Origin of the sequence: Halococcus thailandensis JCM 13552 (assembly GCF_000336715.1) — an archaeon.
GTDB classification, from domain to species: Archaea; Halobacteriota; Halobacteria; order Halobacteriales; family Halococcaceae; genus Halococcus; species Halococcus thailandensis.
The window spans coordinates 1-18,503 of record NZ_AOMF01000102.1 but is presented as its reverse complement, the minus strand read 5'-3'; the positions used below and the strand labels follow the sequence as shown (position 1 = coordinate 18,503).

The window sequence follows — 18,503 nt, the reverse complement described above, 5'->3', positions numbered from 1 at the left end:
AGACCATCCCTCCCAAAGTCTTGTGACGCCTGCTGCATCGATCTACGAAACCGATCGGGTGCCAATTACGAGAGAGTGCCGAAATCGATTGGGGGTAAACAAGTACCGGTCGAAGGACTACGTATTCGTCATGGATCGTCGAACGATCAGAATTGGTTCGCCTCATAGGGCCGTTCATAAGTAATTGCCACATTACGGGCAGAGATAGTTCCAGATATTCGGTTCTTCGACTGTTGGCAGACCTCGCTGAATCTGCTGTTTCAGCGTCGATAGATCAGGCACGAGTCGGTGCTTGAACCATTCTTGGAGACGATCCCAGCATCCCTCCACAGGGTTGAGTTCCGGCAATTTCGGTGGAAAATACCACACCTCAAGATCCTCTCCGCGCACGCACGCGACCGAACTGTCTCCGACAGTTTCGGTCGCTCGTTCGCCACTGACGTATTCCCAGAGATCTCGTGTGTAGAAGTAGCTGGCACGATCCAGAAACACTACCAACTCTTCGCCAAATTCTTCTTGGAGTGCCTTGAGTAACCAGAGTCCATGCTGCGTCTTCAGGGAATCCTCCGTCCAGCAGTAGAAGCTCTCGCCGTCGTTGGTGACAGCGCCGAGCGCTGTCACCTTGTCCCAAGAGTTCGTCATCTCTATCGACGGATCTGATCCGATCGGGTACCAACCAAGCCGCTGGACGGTACCAACACGCTTGGTGAACTGATCGACTACGACAACGGTTTTCTCGCTCAGCTCGGGCCGTTTTTTTGAACTGTCCGCTGGAACTCTTCTTTCTGCTCTAAATTGGCTTCATGATGGCGCGGCCGGGCTGTCCGGTAGGACAGTCCGGCCTTACAGAGGAGTTTGCGTGCATGACCGCCACTGTATTCGACGTCGTATGTCTCTTTGATGTGGTGGAGCAGCAGGCTTGTCGACCACGCCTGCTGCTCGTATCCGAGTTCAGTCGGCGGGTCTTGGAGATGTTCGAACAGCTGGTCGCGTTCTTTGTCTTCGAGTTTCGAGGGACGGCCTGGTCGCTGTTCATCGTAGGGAGCCTGCTCGATCGGTTCTTCGGCGAACCGATCGAGCCAGTTCCGGATGGTTTTCTCGACGACACCGTGACGTTCAGCAAGTCGCGGTAGCGTATCACCTTGCTTTCGACCAATCGCCGCGAGAACGCGTTCTCGCGGCTTCTCTCCGTCCGTTTGTTCTCGAACTTTGTGGAGATCTTCCAAGGTGATGCCGTCCAGACGACCCATTACGTCGTATTCAGCCTAATACGGTAAGTATCTTCGCACAACCCTATCAGTGAACGCATACTAAGCCAAACAGCAGGCCATACGTCAGGCTGAATAGCTCGGCAGCTGGGAAAATCATCACTTCCTCGCGAATCTACCGGAAGAGTGTGCCACCGCCAAAGGGCGACACCGACGACGCTCGCTGACCACGAGAACAGGACGGTTGGCTCGTTCGGGAGCCATGCATTGGGCACAAGCGGAAGCAGGTAGGTTCCCCGGTAGTGAACATCCCATCGATGGTCGTCCCGAGAACGAGCGGCGTCACGAGGATCGTTCCATAGGAATGCCGAGTGCAAGCCAGCACCTCTTGTCAGGGTCGTAGGTTCCGACCGGACGGGTAAACGACCGCGAGATCCGTTCACGGTATGCATCGAGATCTCTCTCTCTCTCTCTCTCTCTCGAATCCGTCCTCGTTAGTTATTGACGTGCTCCGTGTAATCGCTTCGGCCCCTCGATTCGATCTCCTCTCTGGCGGGTTCGATAGGTTGTTCGGCTACCGCGGTCTCTCGCTTCTCGGTTTTGCCATCGTCATGGTGGGGGCGAAGCGGTTCGATCCGCGGACCGCGATCGGTCTGTTCTACCCTCGCGTCGATCTCGAAGACATCCGCGAGCAACTTCTCGGTGATCATCTCTTCGGGCGAGCCGCGAGCGTAGATCGCGCCGTCTTTGAGCGCGACCATATGGTCTGCGTAGCGGGCGGCTTGATCGATGTCGTGGAGCACGAGGACAACGGTAATATCGCTCTCATCGCGTAGTGTTTCAACAATTTCCATTACTTCGAGCTGGTGATGCAGATCGAGGAATGTTGTCGGCTCATCGAGTAATAGGACACCCGTCTCTTGGGCAAGCACCATTGCGATCCAGACGAGTTGTTTCTGGCCACCGCTGAGACTTCCCACTTCGCGCTCACGTAAGTGGTCGATCCCCGACAGCGAGATCGCGCGGTCGATCGCCGCCTGATCCGCGTCGGTGAGCGAATCGAAAAAGCCTCTGTGGGGATAGCGGCCGTGTTCGACCAGCTTTTCGACACTGAGGCTGTCCGGCGAGACGTTCTCTTGGGAAAGCAAGCCGAGTTTGCGAGCAAGTTCTTTCGTGCTTAGTTCGTCGATGCCTGTTCCATCAAGGCGAACGGTGCCAGAATCGCGCGAGAGTTGGTCGGCGAGTCCTTTCAAAAGCGTGCTCTTGCCACTGCCGTTCGGTCCCACTAATGCCGTGACCTCGCCAGGCGTGACGTGGATCGAGGCTTCCTCGATGACTGGCTCTTCAGTCGACGAATAGCCGATAACAAGTTCTTCACCAGCGAACGTGCTCGCGGTTTCGTTCGTTCCATCCCGGTGTCCGCTCTGGGAAAAATCACGATCGACTGTCGTTACGCTACCGCCGTCCCTCTGTCGTGTTTCGTCGTTGTTGTCTGTCATTAAATCTCACCCATGTTGTCTTGTTTACGCATCAGATAGAGGAAGTATGGTCCACCGATCAGTCCGGTGACGATACCAACCGGGATCTGGACCGGGCTCAACGCGAGGCGCGCGCCGACATCGGCGGCGACCATCAGCGCTGGCCCGACAAATACACAACCGATGACGAGTTTTTTGTAATCGCTGCCGACGATATTGCGGACCATGTGCGGGACGATCAGGCCGACAAAGCCGACGATTCCCGCAGCGGCGATACTCGCTGCCGCGGCGAGGACCGCCACGCCCGAGAGCGCAAAGCGGACTCGCTCGACGCTCATTCCGAGTGATTTGGCTGTGCTCTCGCCGAGCAGGAGGACGTTCAACTGCCGGGCGCTGACCAGCGCCAACGCCATTGCGACGCCGGTCCAGGGCAGTACCATCCGGACCTGCTCCCAGTCGGTGCCCGTGAGTGATCCCGTGGTCCATGAGATAGCGCTCTGGACGACGCCGAGATCGTCGGCGAAGAAGAACAGCCCTGTCTGAACGCTTCCGAGGACTGTGCTGACGATTACACCCGCGAGGACGAGCCGGATCGGCGAGGTGCCATTTTTCCATGCGATGAAGTAGACGATCAGGAACGCAATCGCGCCGCCGATCGCGGCGATCAGCGGCAGAATCGCTGACAGCCCCGAGAACACCACGAGCGTGAGCAGGATCATCAGTCCCGCACCCGACGAGACCCCGAGGATGAACGGACTCGCCAGCTCGTTGCGGGTGACGGCCTGAAAGATCGCACCCGAGACGGCGAGGTTCATCCCGACGAAAGCTCCGACGAGCACGCGCGGCAAGCGGATGTTCCAGACGATGAGGCTGCGACGGCCCATCTCGGGGATTTCACCGCCAAGGAAGAACGCTTCGAGCGCTTTCGGGTTCAACAGAACGTCGGGGTTGAACACCGCCTGCCACGCCTGCGCGATCGACATGGAAAACGCCCCGAAGCTTACCTGTATCAGGCCAGCCACCACGACGACGGCGACGCTCGCAAAAACGAGCGCGAGAAGCGAGCCGTCGATCCAGCCGAGCCAGCGCTCGCGCACGGAACGAGTGGTTTCAGTGGTGGATTCGCTTGCCACGATTAGTCCCCTCCCTGTGAGCCACGCTCTGTGTCTATCTCGCTAGCGCGTTCGAGGACGAGTTCGTCGTCGATGTGTTCGAGGAGCGCTCGCTGGCCCGCCGCGGCGCGCCTCTCGATCTCGTCCGGTCCGATGTATTGCTCGAACCGGCGATCGATCTCCTGCTCGCGCAGGGTGGTCCAGCGCTCATCGGCCACGTCGTGGTCGTCTGGGCGGCTGGCATCCGCATACTCGCGCCAGCGCTCGCGCTCGGCCCACTCGCCGGTTAGTTCGACCTCGTCGCGCACCCAGTCGTAGTGGTCGGCGAGCCCTTCGGAATACCCCTGCTCGCGCCGTACCTCGTCGACGACCGCTAGCCCGACGCGCCCGCCGCGCCCGGCAGCAATGATGGCCTGTCGATCGGATTCAGCGGAGGGGGAGACGACGTAGAGGCCGTCGATTGGCGTCGTTCCGTCCGTTTCGGCATACGACCGGTCGAAGTACTCGTGTTCTTCACCGTCGTGTTCGTGGCTCTCGAACATCGCGTTGCCGTCGAGTGGGCGGAGGTACTCGCCGTCGTAGCGTGTTGCCGCGACGACCCGCGCCGTAGTGACAGCGTCGCCCTCCTGTGGCTCGACGATGAAGCCGCTGTCGGCGCGTTTGATCGACTCGATCATGTCCGGCACGATTTCACAGCCGGCCTCCGTGGCGTGGGCGTGCAGCAGGTCGTAGAACGTCTCGATGTCGATACCGGCGGGGAAGCCGAGGTAGTTCTCCAGATGGGCACACCGCTGTATCGAGGAGCGCCCGCGGTCGAAGATCAGGGTATCGAGGCCATAACGGGCGGTGAACACGCCCGCCGAGCAGCCCGCCGGCCCGCCACCGACGACAACGACATCGACGTCCGGTGTTCCGCCGGTGTCGGTCATGCGTCCAGCCCCGTGACGAGGTCGCTTGGATCGATACTGCGGGCGCGGAGGTGCTCCTCGACCGCACACAGGGTTCGTATCGTCCGCTCGTCCGAACCGTACTCCCGGAGAAGGCGGCTATTACGTCGGTAGCACTCGTACAATCGGTCGTCGCTGTATGCGTGATAGTCGGCCGACATGTGTCCGTCAGGAGCGGTATCGCCCGACCGTAGGTTCGTTCGGTGAGCGGTGGGTGTGTCGTCGGTCACGTTCAGATGTCCCCGTTGATGATGTCCGCAACGTGTTGTCGGTCGAACAACTGGCCGTCCGTAGGGATCTCGGGATACGGTCCACTGGTGTAGGTTGGCCACTCGCCGAACTGCTCGGGATAGAGCTGTTTGGCGGTCATTTCGAGTTGAAAGAGGTTCAGTATCGGCCCTTGGTAGCGTGCGCCTTGAGCGTACACACGGTCGTTTTTGACCGCCGTAAGCTGCTTTCCGACCGGGTTCTCGTTCAACTTCTCCCGCACCTGCTTTATATCGGTTTCAGGATGCATGCCGCCAAGTCCGAGCATCACGTCGGGGTCCGCCTCCAGCAATCCTTCCATATCGACGGTATCGCCCGAGGACGTCCCGTCTCCGAACGCCTCGGTCGCCCCGAGCGGTCTCGTATGTGCCGTCAGAAAGCCGGGATTGTTCACTTTGTAGACGTAGATTTCGTCGAAATCCGTCGGGAGCGCCATCACCGCCGTCGGCCGCTCGTCGGCGGGTGGGCGATTCGCCTCGATGGTATCAAGAAGTCCACGATGGATGTCCGCGAGCGCCTTGTACCGTGCGTTTTCGCGAAACACCTGCGCGACTTTCTCGAACATCTCCCAGAGGCCGTAGTACTGATAAGCATCCGCCCACTCGGCGGGCGGTTCCGCGTGGCGGTCGCTGTAGTAGTTCCCGAACCACGGCGCGACGTTGTCCCGAATTTCCTCAACATCCTTCCTGTTCCAGCCGTCCAGTGCGAAGACGCCCGCTGGGTCCGCGAGGTGGATATCGCTGTTCAGTTCGTACAGTTTCTCCTTGCTCGGCTCCCACGAGGAGTACAGTCCGCTCCAATCGAGCGACACGCCATTGAGGCGGGGCGTGAACTGGTTCCACAGCGCGTCGTAGTAGTCCGGCGAGTGCATCGCGTTTACGTCGTTCCCGCGCCCGAGCGCGAACGCCATTCCTGCCAAGTGTGTCAGACGCGTGAAGACGGACTTCGGAACTGCATCGAACGCGACGTTCCCCATCGGGGCCATTCGCACCGAATAAGAGTTCTCGCCGCCTCTGGTCGTGTTCTCGCTGGCGGTGGCCGTCCCGTTCGTACCGTTTCCCGCTGCGGTTCCTGCGCTACCCTCGGAACTGCCGCTACCAGTACAGCCGGCGAGCAGTCCACCACCGATGACTGCGCCGCTGTATCTCATGTACCCGCGCCGTGTCGGTGCCTCGGTCGCGGGGCCACCATTGCTGTCGGTGTTACTCATATTCAGATGTCCCCGTTGATGATATCCGCGACGCGCTGTCGGTCGAACAACTGTTCATCGCGATTGAATTCGTTCGGATACAGTTGCCACGCGCCGCGTTCTGTCCACGCGAGGTTGATGATCGGTCCTTGATAGATGCCGGCACCCCGATATACATCATCGTTCTCGACGGCGGTCAACTGACTCGCCACGTCGTGGTTTTTCATGAACGAGACGAGCGTATTGCGAAACTTCTTTCGGGACATGCGCTCGAAGCGACCGCTGCCGTCCCACATGAGCAGGGCGTCCGGATCGGCCTCGACCAGTGTTTCGTAGTCGATCGTCCCGCCAGAGACGTAGTAATCCTTGATTCCGGCCTCCTTGAGGGCACTCGTGGTACCGAGGTCGCGCCACTGTTTATACGATGTCCCCTTGTTGATCGGATAGGGATAGAACTCCTCGGGCTTGTTTGAGGTGACCATAATGATCGCGACGGACGGGCGCTCGGATGTTGGTGGGAGTCGTTCTTGCACCCGACCGATGACCTCGTCGTGAAGCTGCTTGAACGCCCGATACCGTTGCTCCTCGTCGAAAACCTGCGCGAGCTTCTCGAACGCCTCGTAGAGGGTGTAGTACCGATGGTCATGCCACTGGAACGCATGGGAGTAGATGCTGTTTCCAAAGACTGGCCCGACGTTCTCACGAATTTCGTCCAGATCGGCCTGCTTCCACTTCGACCGACTCAACACGAAGACGGGGTCGAAGACGTGAACGTCAGCACCGATCTCGTAGAACCGCTCCTTGCTGAGTGCTTTCCCCCACAGTTCATCGAGATCTTTCCAGTTCACATTGACTTCCGAAATATCGTCGTAAACGTGCGTGTGATACCGATTGGGTCGCCAAAGCCCCTTTGGCGGCTCCTGGCCGAGTGCAATGCCCATGTCCGCCCAGCTCCCGTTGTTCGCGATCCATGTTTTTGGGACGGTTTCGAATTCGACTTCGCTCATCGGTGCCATCGTCACTGAATACGAGTTCCCACCACCGGATGTCGTACTCTCACCACCGGAGCTGTTCGAATCGTTCGCTCCACCACCCGGGCTGCTCTCGCTGGCACACCCAGCGAGGAGGCCTCCACCGGCGAGCGCGCCCCCACCTTTGATCGTCTCCCGCCGTGTCGGCACCTCCGTCTTCTGTGAGGTCATGCTCATGATTAGGAGTCTCCGTTGACGATATCGGCAACGCGACTACGATCGAAGACTTTTCCTTGATGATCGTAGATTTGGGTAGCTGCGCGTTCGGTGAGCACGAGGTTCGTGATCGGCCCCTGGTATAGTGGTCCGCCACGATAGACATCGCCGTTTTTGACCGCAGTGAGATTGCTTGCGGTATCGTGATTTTTCAGGAATGAGACGATCGTGTTCTGGAATTCGGCAGCGGTTTTGTCCTCTTGGCCGCGCAGGAGCAGAATCTCGGGGTCGATTTCGAGCAGCGTTTCGTACCCGATCGACCCGCGGGAGCTGTGGAAATCCTTCACGCTCGTCTCGGCGAGCGCATCACGAACCTTGAGGTCGCGCCACTGCTTGAAACTCGTGCCTTTGTTGATGAGGTAGGGCAAGAACGAATCAGGTTGGTCGCCCTCGGCCCACAAGATGGCGACTGCGGGACGGTTTTGCTGTGCCGGAATGATGTTCGAAAGTTGCGATTGAACCTCGTTGTGAAGCGATCTGAATGCCTCGTATCGGCTTTCCCGTTTGAACACCTTTGCGAGCTTGCCGAACGCCTCATATAGGGTGTAGTACCGATAGCTCTCGTGCCAACTGTACTGGCGCGAAAAGACGGTGTTGGCGAAAAACGGCGCGACGTTTGTCGTGAGCTCGTCGATGTCGGCCTGTTTCCAGTTCTTAGCTCGGTTGAGCAGGAAGTTCGGATCCTGGACGTGGACATCGCCACCGAGCTGGTAGTACGCCTCCTTGCTCACGCCACCGCCGTCGCCGAACAGGCGCGTCATCTTCGACGTGTCGACCGAAATCCCCGGGATCCCGTCATAGTACTGGGTGTGGTAGCGCTCGGGCAGCCAGAGCGCCTTCGGCGGCTCAACGCCGAGCGCAGCGCCCATGTCAGCCCAACTGCCGTTGTTCGCGACCCACGTTTTCGGGACGCTCTCGAACGTGACCTCGCCCATCGGTGCCATCGTCACGGAATACGAGTTCTCACCACTACCAGTCGTCGTGCTCCCATCCCCAGAACTGTTCGAGCTATTCGCTCCACTGCCTGAATTGTTTGAGTTGGTTGAGTTGTTCGCCCCGTTACCGGAACCACTGCTACCGGTACATCCCGCGAGCAGACCGCCGCCGATGACCGCGCCGCCGTACTTCACATACTCGCGCCGCGTCGGTGCCTCGTGCGTGGTGGACTCGCGCTCCATAGAATTTAGGCCCACCTAAATGGATATAGTCGTTTCGATTTTTCGGCCAGCCAAAACTCAGACAGGCTCAGTACGGCGCACCACACCGTGGACACATCGGCGGGCCATTTTCGGGAAGTGCAAGCCCACAGTGGGGACACTCGCCGTCAGGTGCCATGATCTCCGCCACGATCTCGTCGGTCGTCGCCCGAATCGCTGGGACGGTACCAATCTGCTCGTCAGTTTCGCCCTGCTCGTCTCCGCCGAGGCCGTCATCAACGAGGGCAAAGCGAACTCTCTCGGCAATGAACGGTTCCTCGTTGTCATTCGGCTGTGGGAGCTCGTCCGGAAGCACCGCGTCGGCGTCCGAGCGTGCGAGCACGCCAAGTGCTTCGACGGCCCGCCCCCGGACGTACGCGTTCTCGTCGTCCAGTCGTGCATTGAGCGTGTCGCTCACCTCTGTGAGTTTTTCGGGCGATTCGCAGCCGACGATCACCAGTGCCGTACAGAGGTGATAGCGAACGAGTTCGTCTTCATCAGCAAGGTGCTCCGCAAGGGTCGACACGTGGTGTGCGAGCCGTTTGGGATCACCCAACGCGACGTGTTCGAGCGCCTTCGACAGTTTTTCTTTTACCTCCGGTTCGTCGAACGACAGCCCGATTCTGAGATCCGCCAGCAGTTCGGGTGTGGTTACGATATCGGGATGCTCGAGCGCGACGTATCCGAGTGCCTCCGCCGAACGGGCGCGGACATAGTAGAACTCCTCGTCGTCGGTCAGCCGTTCAGCGAGTGCTGGCACCGTCGGAACAACGGCGTTCGGGTCGGTTTCCGCGGCGGCAACGAACAGTTTGGCGGTCATTAGACGTACCGGGCGGTCGTCGTCCTCAAGGAGGGCTTTACACGCCGGAAGAGCTGGCTTCACGAGGCTCGAATCATCGGTCACAGCGGCTTTCAGCGAGCGAAGGCATTCTTTGCGAGTTTCGACAGAAGTTGACGGAAGGTCACTGACGAGTGCCGCGAGTTTCTCGCTATCTTCTCGTTCGAGCGCCTCGTCGACTCCTGCTCGTAGCGACGAATCCGCTCCACTGTCACGCATGATGGATCAGGTCTCGTTGTTCCAGATATGCTGACATACAACGAGAGTCAGGAAAACAGTTGTCCTCAAATCTACGGGACGACTGAAACGGTTTCGGTAGCCAGAAAACAGTAGTTTTCGAGACTCCCCAGAAAACCCCCGTTCTTTATATACTGAACACCGGTGTCGTTAGGGTGTCCGAGAACACCATGCAAGTCGCCGCCTACGTCCGTGTCTCCACCGACGATCAGAACGAACAGCGTCAGATGCGCGCGATCCGTGAGAGGTATGAAAAAGAAGGCTACCAGATCGAGTGGTACTGCGATCTCGGCGAGAGCGGCGCGTCGACCTCCCGGCGGGAGTACCAGCGCCTCCGCGAGCACGTCGAGGAGTACGACGTGGTGGTCGCCCACGAACTCGACCGGCTCGGACGGTCGTTCGCCGATCTCGCTGGCTTCATCGAGGACCTCCGTGAGAAGGGCGTCGACATCGATCTCGTGAACCAACCCATCGGTACGGTCGGCGAGGACGACTGGATGGCCGAGATGATGTTGAACATGATGATGGTGTTCGCCGACGCCGAGCGGAAGATGATCCGCTCGCGCGTTCAAGAGGGCATCGACGCCGCCATCGCCAATGGGAAGCGCGTTGGCCGACCGCCGTTCGGTTACACCGTCGAGGACGGCTTCCTCCAGCAGATACCCGCCGAGTACGTTCGCACCCAGACCTTCATCCGCGAGGTACGCAAGGGCCGCGAGAAGAAGGCCACTGCCACGTTCTTCGAAATTCCGGAATCGAAGATCCGGAGCATCCTCGAACGAGCCGAAGCCAACTACGACGTCCCGTTCGACAACGATCAGTGGCGGCTCGAACGCGCGAAGGTCGACGCCGGCGAGAAGGAACTCCCGCCGCTCGACGCCCGCGGTGCGCGACCGAGTACCTCACCGAGAGCTCCGGAACGGTGACCGTTCGTCGAAGAGAGCGCACCCGGAGCCATCCTCTCCTCGGAGCGAAACCGAACCGATTATAATCCGATGGCCGGACTGTCGTGGTACCCGACAGAAACCTATGGCACAACACTCACCGCACCACAGTGGACGCACGTAAGAGGCGAGACACCGCCCAGCGTCCGGCTGTCGGGTGACTCGTGGTGACGGTGACGAATATGCCATGGGACCGAACACAGCGTCGGAGACCGATTCACCCGACACGGACATACGCATCGACACGACGAACGCGACCGCCGACCGACCGAACGACACCGCGAAGGCGGTCGCGCCGACTTTTGCCGACAGCAACCACGAACGTCCTGGACAGTCGGGCTTTTTCGACCACGAATCTGACGGTCTCGACGGGTTCGTCGCGGACGTCACCACCATCGCGCAGTCGCGGTGTGAGCACTGTGAGGGCTACACCGACATCGAGATGGTCGTCTGTGAGCTGCCGATCGACCACCTTACGTTCGCCACACATGATTCGCTTGCGCCGTACTCGGGGCCATATCCGCTGGCGATCCACGTCCGAGCGACCCTCCTCATGGAGATCAACGGCTGGGACGAAACCGCACTCCACGACCACCTGCGAGCGCATCCCGCGCTCCGCCAGGATCTCGGCTTCGAGACGCTCCCGAACCAATCGACGTTCTGGCGCGGGTGGAACGAACGCTTCAGCGAACAACTCCGCGATGCCGTACAAAAGTGTGCTGGCGCGATTGTGAGGGCCGCGCGTGCCTGCGAGGTTCCGCTTCCCGACCGGATCGGCACCGACGGAGCGGCTGACTCGGGCACCGACACTCCTCCCAAACACCAGCTCGTCGCCGAGAAAACCGACGAGGTGTGGCAGCAGGCCAAACCGTTCGTGACCGATGCCTTCGCGCTCGACCGCGGGCCGAACTGGCAGATCCACGAGAACGCCTTCTGGGAACAGCACGCCTACATGGGGATGCGCGAGGACATGTACGCCCGCAGCGGCCCGGCGTCGTTCTCGCTCGACACCACGCGCGAGCGCATCCCAACTGGATCGACCCACCGCTACCAGATCGGCAAGCTCTCGGTCGCGGAAATCCGCTCGATGCTGCGGAACACGACGCGGATGTTGATCGCCCGTGCGCGCCAGCACGGTGAACTCACCGGGAAGCTCTGGGCGGCCATCGACGTGACCAAGGGTTTCCCGTTCACCGGCGACGTAGACGAACACGAGGACGACATTCTCGGGTACAAGAATGGAGGCCAGTATTACCAGTGGGCAGTGCTCAAAATCGTCGGAAGAGACGTTCCGTTGGTGCTTGACGCTATCCCGCGCGTACGCGGACAGTCGAAAGACGAGATCGTCGAGAAGCTCCTAACGCGGGCGACCGATATGGTGAATCTCAATCTCGTGATGATGGACCGCGAGTTCGATAGCGAGTCGGTGAAAGGCACCTGCGAGGAATACGGCGTCCACTACCTCAACCCAACGCGCATCTTCACCAATAGCGACGAGGCCGACACCATCGGGTGGATGTACCGCAACGGCAAGCGCTTTCATGTCACTGAGGACGAGTCCGATGGTGACACGCCGACACGCAAGCAGGTCTACCTCCCGAAGCGATCGAACTCGAATGATGAAGGCGAAGACGACGATCTCTCGGAGGTATGGCAAGAGATGTGCGGCGAGTGGGAGTTCGAGGACGTGGAGGGCGAACCAAGCGAAGGAATGTCGTTCTCACGGCTGCTCGCAGACATCCAGCGCGAAGAGGAAGTCGAAGAGCATAAGCAGAAAGCGCAGCAGGGAGAGGTGGACACCGCTGATACCGTCGTCTTCGAGACGAATCATCCCTACGTGACCGCCGGTGACGCCGACGGTCAGCAGATGGACGCGAGAGCGTTCGTCCACATGATCGAACGGCTGATCCAGTGGTATCGCCACCGTTGGGGCATCGAGAACGGCTTCAAGAAGCAGAAACATTTCATGGTGCGAACCACCTCCACCGAGCGTGACTATCGGTTCTTCAACTTCGCGTTCGCATGTGTGCTCTACAACGTCTGGCGGCTCGTCGATCTGCTGGTGAAACTCGCCATCGATGGCGAGAACCGTACGTACGCACCGCGAGTGGACGCAAACCAGTTCCTGACCGTCGCCAAGCAGTGCTACGGGCTCGACCCGCCTGACTGAGGCTCGGTCATCCCCTGTGACGCCCGTTCGTGAGCGACAGCTCTATTGAGCGGTTATTTGTTTCGCGCTTTGATGCGATGATTCTGAAATTGCGATCCGACTCCATCCACAGCTCATTTGGCACACCAAGAAAACGGCTGGAACGAACGCCCAGTCTGTGCATTCAGCGGCCACCTAGCCGACTTCAGTTCCTGACGGACAAAGGCAAAGGCCAGCGTGGCGAGAGCGGCAACTACCGAGAGGATGCAAGTCGAGAGCTCGATCGATTCGTCGGCTTCCTTTCCAGTCACGAGGACAGTCCAACGACGTTCGGCGAGTTGGATTCAGGCCACCTCCGCGAGTACGCGCGTCATCTCACTCGTCAGGGCTGGACTGCGGGCACAGTGCGCACCTACTACGCGTACGTCTCGGCATTCTGTGGCTGGGCCGTCCGTGAGGGGCACCTCGCCGAGAACGTCGCTCAGCGCGTAATGCGACCGAGCCGATTCCTGATGACGGCGGCCACAAGAGCGGTGACCAGCAGGCATGGTCCGCCGAAGATCGCCAGCAACTCACCACCTGCGTTGACGAGCAGGCTAGTGCTGCCATCGACGACGTCGGTGAGGATCAAGAAGCAGCGATCAAAACCTGCCGCGATCGGGCGCTCGTCTACCTACTGTCGTACTCCGGCGTCCGAGGTGCGGAGATCCTTCGAGACCGGAGCGACGAGCGACGCCAGGGGCTTCGGTGGGAAGATGTTCACCTCGAAGATCGCTATGCGACGGTCTTCGCGAAAAAGCAGCGTCTCGACGATCGGGGGCTTCCTCAGCCGGTAATTCATCCCCTGCAGATGTACCAGAAAGTGCTGGATGCACCAAGCGAGAGCTGGCCGGTGTTTCCCTCGTTTCATCGCCCGACGCTCTCTCAGCAGGTGACAGATGAGCTGGACCATCGTGGATATACCAACACGGAGATCGAGGAGATGCGTACCGACCATTCGTTGATCGAACTCTGCGTCGAGTATGACATCGAACCNGAGATCGAGGAGATGCGTACCGACCATTCGTTGATCGAACTCTGCGTCGAGTATGACATCGAACCACCGTCGATAACGACCGACGCCGGTCGGCACGTCCTCAAGCGCCTCTGCGAGGAGGCGGGTATCGAACTAGATGATGGCGAGGAATACTTGATGCCTCATGGTGCCCGGCGCGGTGCCGGCGAGGTCCTCGTCCGTACGTCAGGGCATGCCGCTGCTGCCCGTGCACTCGATAACTCCGAGGAAGTCGTCCGCGAACACTACTCGCATATCGAAGCCGGTGATCTTGCCGACCAGATGACTAACGCTTTCGAAGAAGCCGATCAACAGTAACGCGGCGAAGAGACCGCAGAAACCTTCAGACAGCTGAGTTTACAACTCAATCACTCATCCCACCGTTGTTCCCCACTCCAACACAGCAATAGTACCAAGGCCTTACCAGAATTTGAATGAACCAACACCCACAGCAGGGTATGCTCAATCTCCCGCAATTCGAAGTTGAGAACTTCTAACCGCCGACAACAATACAGGCGAGAACGCTACAACGAGCCGGCAGAAGTCAATGTATTCGTGGTCTTCTGTCAGTCGTTGCCGTAGGTGACACGTTCTTCTGCGATGGTTTCCGATTCCGGCGATTCACGGTTGCGAAGGCTGCCGAGATCAAAGGTATCGCCGTAGCCGAGATAGCTCAATCCGAGAATCGTCACGAGTGCTGCCGCTGTCGCCGGCACCGCCGATTCGAGGGTTCCTTGGCCGAAGAGCGCGGGTTCGCCAAGCACGAACGCCCATATCACGAAGACGGTCCCACCGACGATGAAACCCGGCAGACCCGACTTACGCGTCGTACCATCCCATAGTAGACTTACAATACCTGCGAACAGTACCGACATGATCCCCATCCCGAGCGTGTTGATTGCAATGATCTCTATCCCGCTGAACGCGATGATTGCCGCGATTAGCCCGAAGCCGAGGATCGTCGCACGGGTCACCGCAACGAGATGAGCGTCGGAAAATTCCTCACGACTGCCCCGAAGCGGGATGTAGAGATCGTTAACGAACGTGGTCGCACCTGCGAGAAGAAACGAATCTGCACCGCTCATCACCGATCCGACCGCCGCCGCGAGCAGGAGACCGGCGACTACTGGCGGAAGGGTGTTCGTAAGCGTCCACGCAAAGGCCAACGAAGACTCAATGTTCGCCCCTTGCGCATTGGCGATCATCCCTGCAGTCGCAGTTAGAATCCCGTACCCAGTGATGACTGCACCAGCGAGGAAGGTGCCGATGATGGCTACGCGCTTACTGCGCGCCGACCACGTTCGCTGGAGCATCTGCTGTTGAGCTCCCGCAACGGTGAGATACATTAGATACCACGAGCCGATCTGGACGATCCCCACGCCGAACCAGTTGGTGTGGCCGGCGGGAACTCCAGCCATAATAGCGTCCATACCACCGACGTTAGTGACTGCAATGGGGATTGCCACGAACATCCCTCCGATGATCAAGACCCCATGCAGGGTGTCGGCCCACGCGACTGAACTCATCCCGCCATACAGGGTGATGGCGATGAAGACGATTACGCTCACCCAAAAGGCAACAGTCAGTGGAATGTCGGTGACGGCGGTGATGATTGATGCCATTCCAATCGTTTGACCGGATGTCAACGCGACCTGTCCAACGACAGTGAATATCGCAGCAAAGTACTTGGTGTAGTCGCCGAAGGCTCGCCCAAGGAGTTCGGGTACGCTCACCACGTCAAAGGCGTACAAAAATCCAATCAGTACCGTGATCGACATCCATGCGAGGCCTTCTGCCATAGCGTACCATTGCCCGCTGATCCCGGAAGTGAACGCTCGCTGGGCTACTCCCATCGTGAGACCGCCGCCGGCAAAGGTCGCAAAATATGTCATCATGTAGACCGGGAGGCTGAGGTCGTTGCCAGCGAGAGTGAACTCAACATAGCCCGACCCCGCATCTCGTCCCGCCCACCATGCGATCAGCAGAGTGAGCAGAAAGTATCCGACCATCGTAAGTACCACCGGATCGGTCAGCGTTGCCATCAAATACTCCCTCCTTGGTAACGCTGACTCGACTTGCGAGACGTCCTCGAAAACTTATTCATATCTAATCGTACGCGTTTGATAGCATATCATGGTTGCCTTCTAGTGCAAGGTCATCAATCACGAGAACAGTCGCTATCTATCGAGAGTTACTTGTGCTTATTTCTCTAACCCTGAGTACACGTGCGAGATTCTATTCGGATGAACGGGACGAATGCTTCTGAGTATAACTGTTACTGCGTCGCTTACTGGGTGAGGCGGTGTCCTTTAGTTCGCATATGCCGAGTCAATCATAGGGAGTGAGCCGAGGTAGCTCAGGCTGGCCAGAGCAGCTCCCTTGTAAGGAGCACGTCGGGGGTTCGAATCCCTCTCTCGGCTTTCTATACCTCAACAAGTGGCTTACAGCTGTTTAGTACACTTGGGCATTGATTATCGATCACAGAAACGGGGAGTAGGGACGACCATGAGGCCCACTCCTCGCTCTCCCCGGACGGATCCATGCAGGTGGTAGCAGTTTCCGGGGGCTTGTGTAAAACAGAGCAAGAAGAAATAACTTCTGGCTGGTTGATACTCATCCGATTTGTCTCGCCTTGAAAACGTAGGGTAGAAGCGATATCATGTTACTTCCCTACGTTCTCCCCCACTGGCAGTAGTACGGGGATTAGAACGAAGGAGCCAGAGCATGAGAAACTTGTAGCCAATGATTATATTTCGGGGTGACAGAATCCGGCGACAATATATCTCTCAGCGAAACAATCACCGACCATGAGCAGCAATCGACTCGTCGGACGATCGGTACACGATCTTGCAGCTGCAATCCGTAATGGCGACCAATCATCGCTAGAACTCGTCGAGACAACACTGGACCGTATCGCAGCCCACGACGAACTGAACGCCTTTATAACAGTCACCGATCAATCGGCGCGTGAACGCGCACGCAAGGCGGATGCAGCAGCTGCACGCGGCGTCGATCTCGGCCCACTTCACGGTGTTCCCATCGCCATCAAGGATCTCCGTAGTCGGAAAGCCGGGATCCGACATACGATGGGCCTCGCTCCTCTTGCCGAAAACATCGCCCAAACTGATTCGATCTCCGTTGAACGATTGGAAGCCGCGGGAGCGGTTATCGTCGGGACGACGAACACGCCCGCGCTCGGCCATACCATCAAGACAGACAACCGGCTCCTCGGAGCGACACCGACGCCGTACGATCGCGATCGCTCTGCCGGCGGCTCCTCGGGCGGATCGTCAGTTGCACTAGCAACCGGAATGGCCGATCTCGCAACCGGCTCGGATATCGGTGGATCGCTCCGAGTGCCGGCCGCGTGCTGCAACGTGATCGGACTGAAGCCGACGTTCGGACTCGTCCCCGAGCGTCTCCCGGCTGACGGATTCAGCACGCATAGCCCGTTTTTCGTCGGCGGACCAATGGCACGGACTGCGGCGGACACCGCCCTCATGCTCGATATCCTCGCGGGTCGAGACGACCGCGACCCGTTCAGCGTCCCTCGTCCTGACGTGAACTACGTCGACGCGACCGATCGTCCAGCGGATGAGCTGTCGGTAGCATACAGCCCGAATCTTGGACTGCAACCGATCTCGCCGGCAGTGCGTGAGACGGTCGGTGCTGCCGTTGACGATCTGGCAGCCGCTGGCGCAACGGTCGATACTGTGGACGTCTCGCTTCCGTCCTACGAGGAACTATCGCTGGCGTACGTCGAACAGGTCGGGGTGTTTTTCAGCACGTTCGCGCAAACGATTGCGGAACAGTACGACATCGACTTCGAAACGGCAGATGTCGAGGAGACAGTACGCTCGACGATTGCCCTCGGAGAAGATACGACAGCAGTCGACGAACGCCGCCACAACATTCCCCGCACCGCCGCATACGACGGCATTCAGGATGCACTGAGCGGCTATGATGTACTCATGACGCCGACGCTGACGGTTCCTCCCTACAGCAAACAACTCGACGAGGGCTATCCAAACGAGATCAATAGTGAATCTGTGATGGGTGTCCCGACCGACATGATGTTGACATGGGTATTCAATTTGACTGGTCATCCTGCAGCATCGGCCCCCGCAGGTTTCTCCGATGATGGACTGCCGATCGGAGTACAAATCATTGGACGGCGGTTCGGTGAAGCCGATATACTCAGTGTCGTTGCAGCGCTCGAACGGGCACGGCCGTGGTCAGCGCAGTATGACGAGTAGCTTCTATTGCGTAGAGACTGATCAAATGCCAGTCCGTCTATCGGTTTTCTTAACCGAACACGGATGCACTGGAGTAGGCTCTGTTGAATCGCCATAAGGCGATGGAATTCACTGTTTCACTGCTCGTTTGATGTTGTAGACGATACACATCAGGGCGATCTCTCGAAACTCACGGAACCAGGTACGCGCTCGCACGGCGTAGCCGAGCGAGCGCTTGACGGCCGAATTCACGGTTTCGGTCATCGACCGCTGTGCGTAGAGATCCGCGTCGATTCGGGCGTTGTGGGCGTGATCGTACGGTGCGCGGATGCAGTGCTTGATGAGCGGGCGGATCTCGAGCTCACGCAGCCGTTCGCGGAGAGCGGTCTTGTCGTAGCCTTT

Annotated in this window: 15 protein-coding genes, 1 tRNA gene and 1 pseudogene; 5 read left to right on the top strand and 12 right to left on the bottom strand. The window is 58.9% G+C overall.

All coding sequences use genetic code 11. The features are described 5' to 3' along the window. Positions 1-192 precede the first annotated feature (192 nt). The 10 genes from C451_RS04625 to C451_RS04580 all read right to left on the bottom strand — a co-directional run bounded on the left by C451_RS04625 (position 193) and on the right by C451_RS04580 (position 9,701). Positions 193-744, bottom strand: coding sequence for a transposase (locus C451_RS04625; protein WP_080503492.1), 552 nt, complete (start codon positions 742-744; stop codon positions 193-195). Further along, on the bottom strand, positions 741-1,250 hold the full coding sequence (locus C451_RS04620; RefSeq protein WP_007738239.1) for a winged helix-turn-helix domain-containing protein: 510 nt from the start codon (positions 1,248-1,250) through the stop codon (positions 741-743). The genes C451_RS04625 and C451_RS04620 overlap by 4 nt, the downstream gene beginning before the upstream one ends. Before the next feature lie 452 nt (positions 1,251-1,702). Then, positions 1,703-2,707, bottom strand: coding sequence for an ABC transporter ATP-binding protein (locus tag C451_RS04615; RefSeq protein ID WP_007738233.1), 1,005 nt, complete (start codon positions 2,705-2,707; stop codon positions 1,703-1,705). Next, positions 2,707-3,819: a FecCD family ABC transporter permease gene (locus C451_RS04610; RefSeq protein ID WP_049912927.1), complete on the bottom strand. Its 1,113-nt coding sequence runs from the start codon at positions 3,817-3,819 to the stop codon at positions 2,707-2,709. Before C451_RS04610 ends, C451_RS04615 begins: the two co-directional genes overlap by 1 nt. Positions 3,820-3,821: 2 nt before the next feature. Then, on the bottom strand, positions 3,822-4,727 hold the full coding sequence (locus C451_RS04605; protein ID WP_007738229.1) for an FAD-dependent oxidoreductase: 906 nt from the start codon (positions 4,725-4,727) through the stop codon (positions 3,822-3,824). Then, positions 4,724-4,975 carry a hypothetical protein gene (locus tag C451_RS04600; RefSeq protein ID WP_049912924.1) on the bottom strand — a complete coding sequence of 84 codons (252 nt, stop codon included), beginning with the start codon at positions 4,973-4,975 and terminating at the stop codon, positions 4,724-4,726. The genes C451_RS04605 and C451_RS04600 overlap by 4 nt, the downstream gene beginning before the upstream one ends. Positions 4,976-4,977: 2 nt before the next feature. Beyond that, complete coding sequence (locus C451_RS04595) at positions 4,978-6,222, bottom strand: ABC transporter substrate-binding protein (protein WP_007738225.1); 1,245 nt, start codon at positions 6,220-6,222, stop codon at positions 4,978-4,980. 2 nt (positions 6,223-6,224) lie between these two features. Further along, entirely contained in the window at positions 6,225-7,409 is a 1,185-nt protein-coding gene (locus C451_RS04590; protein ID WP_007738223.1) for an ABC transporter substrate-binding protein, read from the bottom strand. A gap of 2 nt (positions 7,410-7,411) precedes the next feature. Further along, positions 7,412-8,626: an ABC transporter substrate-binding protein gene (locus tag C451_RS04585; RefSeq protein WP_007738222.1), complete on the bottom strand. Its 1,215-nt coding sequence runs from the start codon at positions 8,624-8,626 to the stop codon at positions 7,412-7,414. Between the two features lie 67 nt (positions 8,627-8,693). After that, positions 8,694-9,701 (bottom strand): HEAT repeat domain-containing protein, encoded by a 1,008-nt coding sequence (locus C451_RS04580; protein ID WP_049912922.1) that lies wholly within the window; start codon positions 9,699-9,701, stop codon positions 8,694-8,696. Between the two features lie 188 nt (positions 9,702-9,889). Here C451_RS04580 and C451_RS20860 point away from each other — a divergent pair, with 188 nt between their 5' ends. From C451_RS20860 to C451_RS04565, 3 genes and pseudogenes are all read left to right on the top strand, one after another. Then, a complete protein-coding gene (locus tag C451_RS20860) occupies positions 9,890-10,645 on the top strand; it encodes a recombinase family protein (RefSeq protein ID WP_007738220.1) in 756 nt (251 codons plus the stop codon). Between the two features lie 205 nt (positions 10,646-10,850). Beyond that, the gene (locus C451_RS04570) at positions 10,851-12,833 is read left to right on the top strand and encodes a transposase (RefSeq protein WP_007738219.1); all 1,983 of its coding nucleotides are present in this window, start codon (positions 10,851-10,853) and stop codon (positions 12,831-12,833) included. A gap of 161 nt (positions 12,834-12,994) precedes the next feature. Beyond that, positions 12,995-14,184 (top strand): annotated as a pseudogene (locus C451_RS04565) (tyrosine-type recombinase/integrase). A 248-nt stretch (positions 14,185-14,432) separates the two neighbouring features. On the opposite strand, the gene C451_RS04560 reads toward C451_RS04565, so the two are convergent. Then, entirely contained in the window at positions 14,433-15,908 is a 1,476-nt protein-coding gene (locus C451_RS04560; protein ID WP_007738214.1) for a sodium:solute symporter family protein, read from the bottom strand. Between the two features lie 303 nt (positions 15,909-16,211). Between C451_RS04560 and C451_RS04555 the strand changes: the two genes are divergently transcribed. Together C451_RS04555 and C451_RS04550 are read left to right on the top strand one after the other, a co-directional pair. Continuing rightward, positions 16,212-16,286 (top strand) — tRNA-Thr (locus C451_RS04555). Between the two features lie 387 nt (positions 16,287-16,673). Continuing rightward, entirely contained in the window at positions 16,674-18,122 is a 1,449-nt protein-coding gene (locus C451_RS04550) for an amidase (protein ID WP_007738212.1), read from the top strand. A 108-nt stretch (positions 18,123-18,230) separates the two neighbouring features. Here the strand turns inward: C451_RS04550 and C451_RS04545 are convergent. Further along, positions 18,231-18,503, bottom strand: a 273-nt coding sequence (locus tag C451_RS04545; protein ID WP_007738210.1) for an IS5/IS1182 family transposase, incomplete at its 5' end; no start/stop codon positions are given.

Coding starts and splice junctions, on each gene's coding strand:
- C451_RS04585 (WP_007738222.1), bottom strand. CDS start 8,626: ATGGAGCGCGAGTCCACCACGCACGAGGCACCGACGCGGCGCGAGTAT.
- C451_RS04580 (WP_049912922.1), bottom strand. CDS start 9,701: ATGCGTGACAGTGGAGCGGATTCGTCGCTACGAGCAGGAGTCGACGAG.
- C451_RS04620 (WP_007738239.1), bottom strand. CDS start 1,250: ATGGGTCGTCTGGACGGCATCACCTTGGAAGATCTCCACAAAGTTCGA.
- C451_RS04550 (WP_007738212.1), top strand. CDS start 16,674: ATGAGCAGCAATCGACTCGTCGGACGATCGGTACACGATCTTGCAGCT.
- C451_RS20860 (WP_007738220.1), top strand. CDS start 9,890: ATGCAAGTCGCCGCCTACGTCCGTGTCTCCACCGACGATCAGAACGAA.
- C451_RS04560 (WP_007738214.1), bottom strand. CDS start 15,908: ATGGCAACGCTGACCGATCCGGTGGTACTTACGATGGTCGGATACTTT.
- C451_RS04615 (WP_007738233.1), bottom strand. CDS start 2,707: ATGACAGACAACAACGACGAAACACGACAGAGGGACGGCGGTAGCGTA.
- C451_RS04570 (WP_007738219.1), top strand. CDS start 10,851: ATGGGACCGAACACAGCGTCGGAGACCGATTCACCCGACACGGACATA.
- C451_RS04605 (WP_007738229.1), bottom strand. CDS start 4,727: ATGACCGACACCGGCGGAACACCGGACGTCGATGTCGTTGTCGTCGGT.
- C451_RS04595 (WP_007738225.1), bottom strand. CDS start 6,222: ATGAGTAACACCGACAGCAATGGTGGCCCCGCGACCGAGGCACCGACA.
- C451_RS04590 (WP_007738223.1), bottom strand. CDS start 7,409: ATGAGCATGACCTCACAGAAGACGGAGGTGCCGACACGGCGGGAGACG.